The sequence below is a fragment of the Pseudoalteromonas sp. MB47 genome (assembly GCF_011319765.1).
Classification (GTDB): Bacteria; Pseudomonadota; Gammaproteobacteria; order Enterobacterales; family Alteromonadaceae; genus Pseudoalteromonas; species Pseudoalteromonas simplex.
The window spans coordinates 446,205-457,085 of the sequence record NZ_VFBD01000004.1; the positions used below are offsets into that span (position 1 = coordinate 446,205).

General features: G+C 40.9%; 4 protein-coding genes and 1 pseudogene. 4 read left to right on the forward strand and 1 reads right to left on the reverse strand.

The features are described from left to right. Window positions 1-10 precede the first annotated feature (10 nt). From IMPJCBKJ_RS02580 to IMPJCBKJ_RS02595, 4 genes are all read left to right on the forward strand, one after another. Window positions 11-970 carry a polysaccharide lyase family 7 protein gene (locus tag IMPJCBKJ_RS02580; protein WP_166338624.1) on the forward strand — a complete coding sequence of 320 codons (960 nt, stop codon included), beginning with the start codon at window positions 11-13 and terminating at the stop codon, window positions 968-970. A gap of 381 nt (window positions 971-1,351) precedes the next feature. Further along, the gene (locus IMPJCBKJ_RS02585) at window positions 1,352-4,063 is read left to right on the forward strand and encodes a poly(beta-D-mannuronate) lyase (protein WP_166338626.1); all 2,712 of its coding nucleotides are present in this window, start codon (window positions 1,352-1,354) and stop codon (window positions 4,061-4,063) included. A gap of 53 nt (window positions 4,064-4,116) precedes the next feature. Beyond that, window positions 4,117-7,128: a TonB-dependent receptor gene (locus IMPJCBKJ_RS02590; RefSeq protein ID WP_166338628.1), complete on the forward strand. Its 3,012-nt coding sequence runs from the start codon at window positions 4,117-4,119 to the stop codon at window positions 7,126-7,128. Window positions 7,129-7,482: 354 nt separating this feature from the next. Continuing rightward, window positions 7,483-10,443, forward strand: a complete 2,961-nt coding sequence (locus tag IMPJCBKJ_RS02595; RefSeq protein WP_166338630.1) for a TonB-dependent receptor — start codon at window positions 7,483-7,485, stop codon at window positions 10,441-10,443. Between the two features lie 48 nt (window positions 10,444-10,491). On the opposite strand, the pseudogene IMPJCBKJ_RS02600 reads toward IMPJCBKJ_RS02595, so the two are convergent. Then, window positions 10,492-10,881: pseudogene (locus IMPJCBKJ_RS02600) on the reverse strand (IS4 family transposase); the annotation flags it as partial.

The following is a 10,881-nucleotide window of genomic DNA, read 5'->3' on the forward strand; positions in this document are numbered from 1 at the left end:
AGAGTAGGTTATGTTAGGACTCATTCGCGGATTAGCATTAGGGGCAAGTTTCGCAAGTTTCACATTGTTCGCACAGGTGAATATTCCACAATCTCATCTGCAATTAGCCTCAGGAGTGTTACTAGGTGATTTTAGCAAGTTAGATCCGACTAAACCTCCCAGTGATAATTTTGACTTACGCGATTGGTACTTAACCTTACCCACAGATTTAAATAAAGATAAAAAAGCCGACACCGTGTTAGAGTCAGCACTCAGTGACGGTTTTGTACTTGCTCCGTTATTTTATACCGCGCAAGATGGCGCAATGGTGTTTGCCTGCCCTAACCAAGGGGCAAAAACTTCTAAAAATACTAAATATGCGCGTACTGAGCTTCGTGAAATGCTTAGGCAAGGCAATACCCGTATAAAAACAAAAGGAATAACTAAAAATAACTGGGTGTTTAGCTCTGCTCATGGCTCTGTAAAGCGAGAAGCTGGGGCTATTGAGGGCAGCTTAGAGGCCACGCTTGCGGTTAATCGTGTATCAACAACGGGCGATATTAAAAAGGTTGGTCGCGTTATTATCGGCCAGATCCATGCCACTGATGATGAGCCGATCCGCTTGTATTACCGCAAGTTGCCAAATAATGAGCGAGGATCGGTGTATTTTGCACATGAAATTAATGGTGGCGATGATGTTTGGGTAAATCTTATAGGCTCACGTTCACATACCCTTGATGATCCTGAAGGTGGAATTAAGCTGAATGAGAAATTTAGCTATAAAATTACGGTCGAAAATAGCGTGTTATTTGTTACCTTGATCCGCGAAGGTAAACCTGTAATAACAAAACACTTGGACATGAATGACAGTGGTTATAACAAAAATAACCAATATATGTATTTTAAAGCGGGTGTTTATAACCAAAATAACACAGGAAACTCAAAAGATTTTGTACAAGCCTCTTTTTATCACTTAGCTAACTTGCATTAATTTATCTACTCTTAATCTTATACAAATTGTAGGCTCTAAACTAGCTGGATCCTACGTTATTGCTATGTTCTAAATTTTTTACAAAGTCATCACATGTCGTGTTTGCTAGATGACTGCTGTGTCTCCTTGTTTATAAAAATAGTTAAAAACTTAAGTTTTGGTAAGTTTTAAAAGTTTTTTGTTATTACCAATTTTTAGTGTTTGGTAAGTTTTATTTTGTCATTCTTTCTAAATGTGGTGGTAAATTTTTTTTGCTGTGTTTATATACTAAAAATGGTTAACAATTATTGCAGTTTGTTAGTTTTTTGGTAACAACAATGTTGGTTTTTGGTAATAAAGAACACGCGATGCCAAATTCCTCCCAAGGAGAATGATATCATCATGAACTTACGACACTTTACACTTTGTTCGGTTGCAGCCGCATTAGTTGGCTGTAATGCAGGTGATGAGAATAAGAATAATAATAATATCGGCTCAGTAGTGCTGTCTGGCTCAGCAGTTGTTGGGCAAACTTTACAAGTTTCAGTGAGTGATCCTGATGGTATCTCAAGTAATGTAAGTTATTACTGGTATGCAGATGATCAACTCATTGAAGGTGAAAATGGTGAGTCGTTGCTGATCACACAACAGCAAATAGGCATGCAATTGTCAGCACAAGCTAAATATACCGACAATGGCGGTGTGAACGAATCACATATTACAGATAAAACAGCTAACGTGGCAGCGCTTGCATATCCATCATTAGTCACGATTAGCGGTGATGCATTTATAGGTTCGACACTGATGGCCACTGTTACAGATGATAACGGTTTTGATCCTGAAACTGTTATTTTTGAATGGCAAGCTGATGGGGTTGTAATTGAAAACGAGCTATTGTCTAGCCTTTTACTTACCGAGCAACAATTTGGTAAAGTGATTACTGTTAGAGCAAACTTTGAAGATAACCAAGGTTTTGATGAAACAGCAATATCAGCACCGACACAAGCTGTTCAACGTGTTAATGAACAAGGCGTGGTGAGTATAGTTGGAGCGCCAACTGTCGGTAATGTGCTCAGCGCTGAGGTGACAGATGCAGATGGTATTTCTGGTGAAATTAGTTACCAGTGGTTTTTAAACTCAGAAGTAATTACTGAGGCAACACAACCTAGCATTACGGTCAACCAATCTCACCTTGGGAAGTCATTCACTGTTCAAGTGATGTATACCGATGATCATGGTTTTAGTGAAGATAATCTTTCTGAGGCCACCATTGCGGTATCAGAAGTAGCGGTAGATCAAGCTGGCAGTATCGCTATTATTGGCACCGCTCCTTATCTTGCTGATGTTACGCTTAGTGCCGAAATCGCTGATAATAATGGCATTGATGAGGCAAATGTTAGCTATAGCTGGTATCACGATGGCGAAGTCATTGCAGATGCAACAGCAAAAACGTTCACTCCAACAGACTACGCAGGCGCTATTATTTCTGTTTCTGCCACTTTTACTGATAATGATGGATTTGCAGGGCAAGTATCAACAGCGCTTGATTCTATTGTTTATTCACAGGTGGTGAGTGACAAAGCGGCGTTAAGTGCCGCACTGAATGCCCCAGTTGATGGCTCAGTTATTGGTTTAAACTCCGGTATCTACGCTGACTTAGCTGAAATTTTGCTAACCTCAGAGGTTACAATTCGTGCGGTTGAACAGCAAACTCCAGTGATCAGCGGTGATGTATGCATTCATGTTGCCAGTGATGTTGATGGCGTACAATTATCAGGCCTGACATTTAAAGATCTCGACACGCTAGCAGGGTCGTACTGTGATTCGCAAGAGCAAGCAGTTATTTATTCAGAAGCGGATAACTTTGTTTTTTCACATAATGTTATGGATGGCGATCAGACTGATTTAAATAACGAAACCTACCACTGGCTGGTGGTCAAAGGAAACAACGCACTAATTGAGCGCAACACCTTTGCAAACCGTAACAATGCTGAAAAAGGCGCTGTTGTTAAGCTGGCATCATCAAGTACAAATCACATCATACAATATAACTTATTTAATAATAGTGCGGCTAACGCAAGTTTAGATTCAAGCTTAATGGTCATTAATGTGGGCAGCAGCACTGGTGAAGATGCTGCGCAGTTAAGTAACTTTAAAGTTCAATATAATCGAATCGATGACTTTGTGACAGGGCGCCGTGTTATGCGGGTACAAACCTCAGGCGCTAGTATCAACGGCAATACCATTATCAATCCAAATGGTGCTATATCGTTAGAAGACGGTGGCTTCAATACAGTAAGTAATAACGTAATTATCCGCAAATCAGATATTGCACAAAGTAACGATAGGCCCAGTGGCGTACTTATAACACCTTTAGGGCACTCAGTGACTAATAACTACATTGCAGGTATCCGTGCCGACGGTAAAGAAACTGGTGGTATAGTTTTTACCGCAAACCCGTTTTCACAGGCCTCAGGTGGCGTGCCTAACGCTGGCAACCAAGCGGTGCTTGATAGCGCTGGTGATTTTACCCTAGATGTATCAAATAATACGGTTTTAAACTCGATACAACCGATTGTATTTAGCACTGAAATAGGCTCTAAAGCCCCCGTAGGTGATTGCGACGAACTCACAGCCGACAATGCCCCGGTGTTGTATGGGTTAACGAAAAACTTCTTCAAGATTACTTTTGATGGCAATTTAATCGCCAATGGCCTGAATGACAACCAAGAAACACAAGGGCTATTTTTACCTTTTGATGCTAGCAGCAGTGACCATTCCTTTGAGTATGACTGCGATTTAATTAATCACACCCAATCTGTGTTCTCTAATAGCTTTGGCTTTAGTGACAGTTACGCTTCAGGTGATGCCGAAGATGATTACTGGGTGGATATAAGAAAACTCAATGGCAACGGAGATTTTGATGCCGATGGGGCTATTGATCAAGACCCTGCTGCAAACTCAAAAGAAGTTCCTGAATTTGTGACTGCTGACAATGGCTTACTTGAAACTGATGTAAGTGGAGCACAAGCGCTTGCTGGTGCAAAAGGACTGTACCTGATTAAAGAAGAAGATGTAGGCGCAGGCTCAACGTGGCAAGCAGAACAACAATAAATTGACAACAAACTTAAAGCGACAAGCAGTCTAAAAACTAATGGAGAATAACCATGTCGTTGAATAATGAACACAATAAAAATTTAAAACACATGCATTTATTGCTAAACCCTGTGGCACGGTTGGTTAAATCAACCTTGCTAGTTGGGGTTGCTGGTACCTTTACGTTCTCAGCTTATGCTCAACAAGCACAACAACAAGAGCAGGCTGAAGAGGAAGCTGGGATTGAAATTATTAGCGTGACTGGCTCGCGTAAAACTATTCAAAACCAAATTTCAATTAAACGTGAAGCAACCACTGTTGTAGATGGTTTATCTGCTGAAGATATTGGCGATTTACCAGCACTTTCGATTGGTGAAGCGCTTGAATCAATTACTGGCGCAGCATCGCACCGAGAAAATGGCGGAGCTACAGAGATCACCATTCGTGGCCTTGGCCCCTTTCTAAGTGCCACGCATATCAATGGCCGAGAAGCAACTAATGGCAGTGGCGACCGCTCGGTTAACTTTTCTCAGTTTCCATCTGAATTAGTCAAGAAAGTGGCTATTTATAAAACCCAAGATGCCTCAATGATTGAGGGCGGAGTTGCTGGTGTAATTGCCCTAGAAACAGTACAGCCTCTGGATTTTGGTAAGCAGCGCCTGCAGGGTGAGGTAAAAGTAAACTATAACCCTGACGAAAGTAATGTTGATAATTCACTGCAAAGTGATGTTGGTTTTAGAGGCACATTTAGTTATGTGGATCAGTTTGAATTTGATGGTGGTCAAGCGTTAGGGGTGTCTTTTGGGCTACAGCGTCAAGATATTAGCCAACCCGAGGGCGAATACCGTAGTTCTAGTCCTACAGGATCATCTTTATGGGCATGTTTGAATGATCCTAATAATACCAATGAAGGCTTTTATCGCGGCGAAGCCGGTGATTGTGAGGATCAGGTTAGTGGCAGTAAAAACCAAGGTTATAATACGCAGATTGACCCAGAAACAGGCAATGCAATAAGTGCAGGAACACCCTATGCCTGGACCGGAAGTAGTCGTAGTTTTAGACAAAACGAAACATCAGATGAACGTGATGCGTTCTTCTTAGCATTGCAATTTCAGCCATCGTCAACATGGGATATAAATTTTGATGCTCAGATATCTGATCGTATTCAGGCTGAGGCTCGCCATGATCTTATTTTTTTACAAAAACGTGCCACGCCCGGAGTTACAGGGCCTTCGTTGATCACAAATAATGTCGGTGGCATTTTACATTGGCAAGGTGAGGAGCGTATTGAGTCTGCTGGGGAGCAATTTTCTCGTGAAGAAAACTACCAAGGCTATGGCATTAATGTAGAGCACTATGCCACCGATAGATTAACCCTAAAATTTGATGTGTCGTACTCACAAACACAACGTGAGGAGCTACAGATCTCTAACCGAGGCCGTACTTCAAGCCGACCTTTTTTCTCTTGGGATATGGGTGAGCACATTCCGCATTTTAGCATAACGGACTTTGATGTTACTGATATCGCAAACTTTACAGACAGCTTACGCTCACGAATGGATCGTGAAAATGTACGAGAAAATGAAGTGGTTGCAGCACGTTTTGACTTTGATTACACCCTGAATGACAGTGCTTTTACAAGTATTCAGGGGGGAGTTAGAGCCTCTGAAATGAACTTTATCCAATTTGGTGGTAACCAAGGTAATGGTTCAAGAAGTGAATTTACGCTTTCTTCGGAGCAATCTGCAATTGATATTCTTGAAAGTTGTCAAATTGCTTTCCCTGAATCAGGCTTTTTATCGGGTGTTTCAGATGGTGATTTAATTACTCAGCTGGATAGTGACGGTAATGCAATTGCTAGCGGCTCATCTTGGGCAACCTATGATAATGTGTGTTTTGCTCAGGCACTTGCAGGAGACGACTATGCTTACCCCGAAGTTGAGTACATCAATGCAGGCACCAAAGATGTAACCGAAAAAACGACCTCAGTTTATCTGATGGCAAATTATGATACTGAAATGTTTGGTAAGTTTATTCGCGGTAATGTGGGTGTTCGGTTTGTTGATACTGACGTAACATCGTTAGGATTTAGAAATGAGTTTGAAATTGTTACTAACCCAGATGGTACCTTAACCCTTGCATCGGGTGATGCCTTAGAGCAGGTATCTGGAGGAGGCGGTTATACAGAACTACTGCCTAGCTTTAATCTAGTTGTTGACTATAACGAAGATATTTTAATTCGTGGTGGCATTTACCGTGGGATGTCCCGTGCTGATCCTTCAGACATGGGATATAGCCGTACATTCCAAACTGATGATGATGACGCACCAACCTCATTATCAGATTTAATAATAGGTGTTAATGGTTCGGGAAATCCTAATTTACAACCGTTGATGTCATGGAACTATGATGCAGCAATTGAGTGGTACCCAAATGAAGATGCGATATTTGCATTTGGTTTTTACTACAAGCAATTTCAGGGAGGCTTTCAACAGCAAACCGTTCTTGAAGAGTTTATTATTGATGGTGAGCGCTTTAGTTTACCAGTCACCAACTCAGTAACAACTAGTGATAAAAGCGATTTGTATGGCTTAGAAACATCTATTACTTATCGTTGGGACAGCGGCATAGGAATTAAAGTAGGCTACAACTACGCAGATACTGACTTTGAGTTTGAAGACAGTAACTATGGTGATACCTTTATTACCGATGTTGAAGGTAACACAACGCAATTAACACAAGGGATTGTGGCGCCGGGATCTGTGCCAGGGTTTTCTGAGCATGTATTTAGTAGCCAAGTGTATTACCAGATTGGTGATTTAGATACCGCTATCATTTATAAATATCGCAGTGAATATTTTCAACCATATACATCAAACGGTACACGTTTACGTTACGTAGATGCTGTGGGTACTTGGGAGATGCGTGCTTCATATAAAGTGAATAAACATGTAAAAGTTAAAGTTGAAGCAATCAATTTATTCGGTGCGCCTAAATCGCAAGATTTCTATACTCAAGGAAATCTTGGTGAAGTAAATGATTATGGTCCTCGCTTATTTGCAGGAGTAACATTTAAGTATTAATTGATTATGTGAGAGTCAAAAGAGCGGATAGCCGCTCTTTTTTTTGCTTAAAATTAATTGGTTGACCAATTTTGTTGTGTTTCTAAACATTAATTTAATGTTTAAGTAGTCGACGGGTGAGTCTATAAACGCGCAGTATTTTTGTAATTGGTTGTTTTTATTGTTTTTTATTTTTTCAATCTTCTTTTTTGTGTATTGGTAATAACTCTGATGTGTTTTTTTAAATAAAGTTATTACCAAAAGGTTGATCTTTTTTGTGGTGAGTGTAATTATTTGGTTAACCTTTTGTGGGGCAGTTAGCAATTTTACAACAACAATTATTTACATCATGCGTTTGAATACACAGGAAACACTATGAAACACACACTCTCTAGTATTACGTTAGCGATACTCTCAGCAAGTACACTCAATGTTGCATTTGCGCAGCAAGAACCAAGTCAAACAAAAACGGAAGAAGAATTTGAAGTGATTGAAGTCTCAGGAATTAGACAGTCACTTACTAACGCACTAGCGGAAAAGCGCTCAGCGGACAGTTTAGTTGAAGTCATTCAAGCCGTAGACATAGGTAAATTACCAGATCAGAACTTAGCTGAAGTACTAGAAAATGTTACTGGTGTTCAAATTACTCGCCAAGCAGGTGTTGGTACAGGTGTTCAAATTAGGGGAACTAATGCTAATAGAACAGAGATAAATGGTGTCTCTACTGTTGGCTCAGGTTCTGGTCGCACGGGTATTAGCTTTGAAGATGTGTCTGCTTCAATGATTTCTGCTGTTGAAGTTATTAAGTCACCGGAGGCGAAGACCATCGAAGGCTCGGTAGGTGGAACAATTAATCTACGTACAATTCGCCCTCTACAACTCAATGAAACACTTGCTGCAATTCGTGTTCAAGGTGAAGATAGTAGTTTATCTACCGATGGTATGAAGCCTAGAGTCTCAGCATCATGGGGCGATAATTGGGAACTATCTTCTGGTGGTGAGTTTGGTGCTGTTTTTAGTGCAAGTTATGCGGAGCAGGATGTCACGGCTTTTAGACCTCGTGCAGATAGAGATAACTCTGTAGCTGCCGAGAGTGGAGCTCAAAGCGCTCAATCATTTGACTTTCTACCAATTCAGTTCTTGATCCAAGATTACGATAATTACGAGTCCGAAACCGTAAACTTTGCAGGTACACTCGAATGGGCGCCAAATGATAGTACAAAATTTTTCTTTGATGCTGTTGTAAATGATCAAGATCGCCGTCAAGAAAGCTCTCGTGTTCAGGCCTCTGGTGTGAGTGATCTTAGGAATGTATCTGCTCCAACGGAATTTGAAACGATTCATTTTGGCACCTTAGACGGTCAAGACCTTGGTAGTATTGAGGCTGCTCTAAAGGGCGTTATTCCAGTAGAAGATGGCGGAGCAGATCCAAATCTTCGATTCTCAAGTGATACAAACTCACGTCAAACTGATAGTCAGATTTTCCGTTTAGGCGGCCAGTGGCAAGGAGATGATCTATTTGTTAGCGTTGAAGCATCTACATCTCGTTCAGATTCAACGACTCCAAGTTTCAATACAACATTGAATTTTATTAACCCGAATGTTGCTACAAATGACTCTAATGAAAATGGAACCCCCTTTGAGTATGACTTAAGTGGTGGTGCTTTATCCTTTGGTATTGCCCAAAGTGAAGCGAATGCGCCAACCAGCTCACAGTTACTTGACCCTGCAAATGTCGTCTTACGCGATGTAAACCAAGGTCGTGACACAACTGAAAATCAAGAAGATGCATTTCGCACTGATTTTGTTTATTACCTCGACGGTATCGTTACATCAGTTGATTTTGGTTATCGTTACAACAAATCTACAAGTACTTCAGACCAAATTCGCAACAATGTTGGTCTTCGTAAAATGGCTGACAGCCCATCGGGTGACCTATTCGCAGAACTTTTAGTTGCTGGCCCAGATAATTTTAATGCTGCAGATGGTCGCAAGCTATACATTAAAGATTTTTTACTTATTAACCCTGAATTAGCAGGTTCAAATCCAGACTACGTATTAAGCGTTTTAAATGATGCAATTGCGGCTAATAATGCCATTACCGGTTCTGATCGCGCACCAATCAGCTCGCCAACTTCACAAGTAAGTGCGTTTTTTGATATTGAAGAAGTTACTCATGCTTTGTATGCACAAGCTAATTTTGAGTATGAAATGTTTAGAGGTAATATCGGTGTTCGATATTTACAGACAGATATTACCTCTGTAGGTAATTCTGTCACTGTCGATGATGAAGGGAACCAAGTAGTATCGCAAATTGTTTCTGAAGCAGATTATGATTTTATTTTACCGCGTCTTAACCTAAGCGCGAATGTCTCTGAGGATGTGATTGTTCGTTTAGGGTGGTCAAAGGATATTCGTCGTCCAGATTACGATGACCTATCGACTTCAGTTTCATATAGCACAAGTCCGAACAGCGCGGTGTCAATTGGCAACCCAGGTCTTGAGCCAGAGGAAGTAACTTCGTTTGACATCTCTACTGAGTGGTATTTTGCCCCTTCAGCATTAGTGAGTGTTGGCTACTTTCATAAAAAACGAAAAGATTTACATGTAACTCGACAAGTTGACCCTTATGAAGACCCAGCTACAGGCTACCGTGATACCACAGGACCTGTTTGTGAAGAAGGTGGTACTTTTAATCCGATCGCCGATATTAATGTATTTGGCCCGGAACCAGGGGTTGGGCTTTGTGTGCCAACACAAACTACGATTAATGATTCAGATACGCGAACTCAGCAAGGTGTAGAACTGGCATTTCAATATGACTTGTCAGAGTTTGAGAATGATTTAGGTTGGGCTTCAGGCTTTGGCGTCATGGCTAACTATACCTATCAAAAGTCTTCTGGAGGAGAGGCTATAGATACGGCTACGAGTAGAGCTAATGCCATTTTCGCATTAACAACGGGTATTGAAGATATTACCGTTTCTGCTAAGCAGCCATTAATTGATCTTTCTGAAAACGCGTATAATTTTACTTTATATTATGAAAAATATGGGTTTTCAGCTCGTGCCCGCTACACGTGGCGTGAAGGTTATCGTTCAGAAGACTTTGGTAGTACATCAAGCTATCCATGGGGTTTCCCGGTTGTTCAAGAAGATCGTGGACAATTAAATGCGAGTGTTAGCTATGATGTGACAGAACAACTTAATTTAGCTGTTGAAGCGGTGAATTTAACTGAGTCAGAAGTTAGCCAGTCATGTGTCAATGAAGGGGCTTTACTTTGTTATCAAGGTTTAACTGACCGTCGTATTACATTTGGGGTAAGTTATAAATTCTAACAGTTCGATTTAGAAAAAAAGCAAGCTGAGTAGCTTAATGCCTGTCAGTTAAGAGCTGACAGGCATTTTTTGGGGCTTTCGTTCAGGGTACCGACTGGGTCTCTTTTTCACACATCTTGGATAATGTCTTTCTCTTCGCTCTGGCAGCACAAAGGTTTCAGCCATTGCAATAAGTTTATTTATTACGCTCGGTACTTTTCCTGCTGAGGTGTGAGGCAACATCATTAACTCCTTGATGATATAGCCAGAAGCATTGCTGTAACTGAGTTGATAAGGCCATATCCCTTTCAGGCTGTAAGCCATCTTAGTCATCATATATCGTACTAAATTGTATGCGAGCAATACGCCCCATAACTCTTGTTTTACTAGCTCTGGGGTTTTGCTACGTAACGTTAATTCATTTTTGAGCAAGTACTGTTTCATTTCCCTGAACCCAAG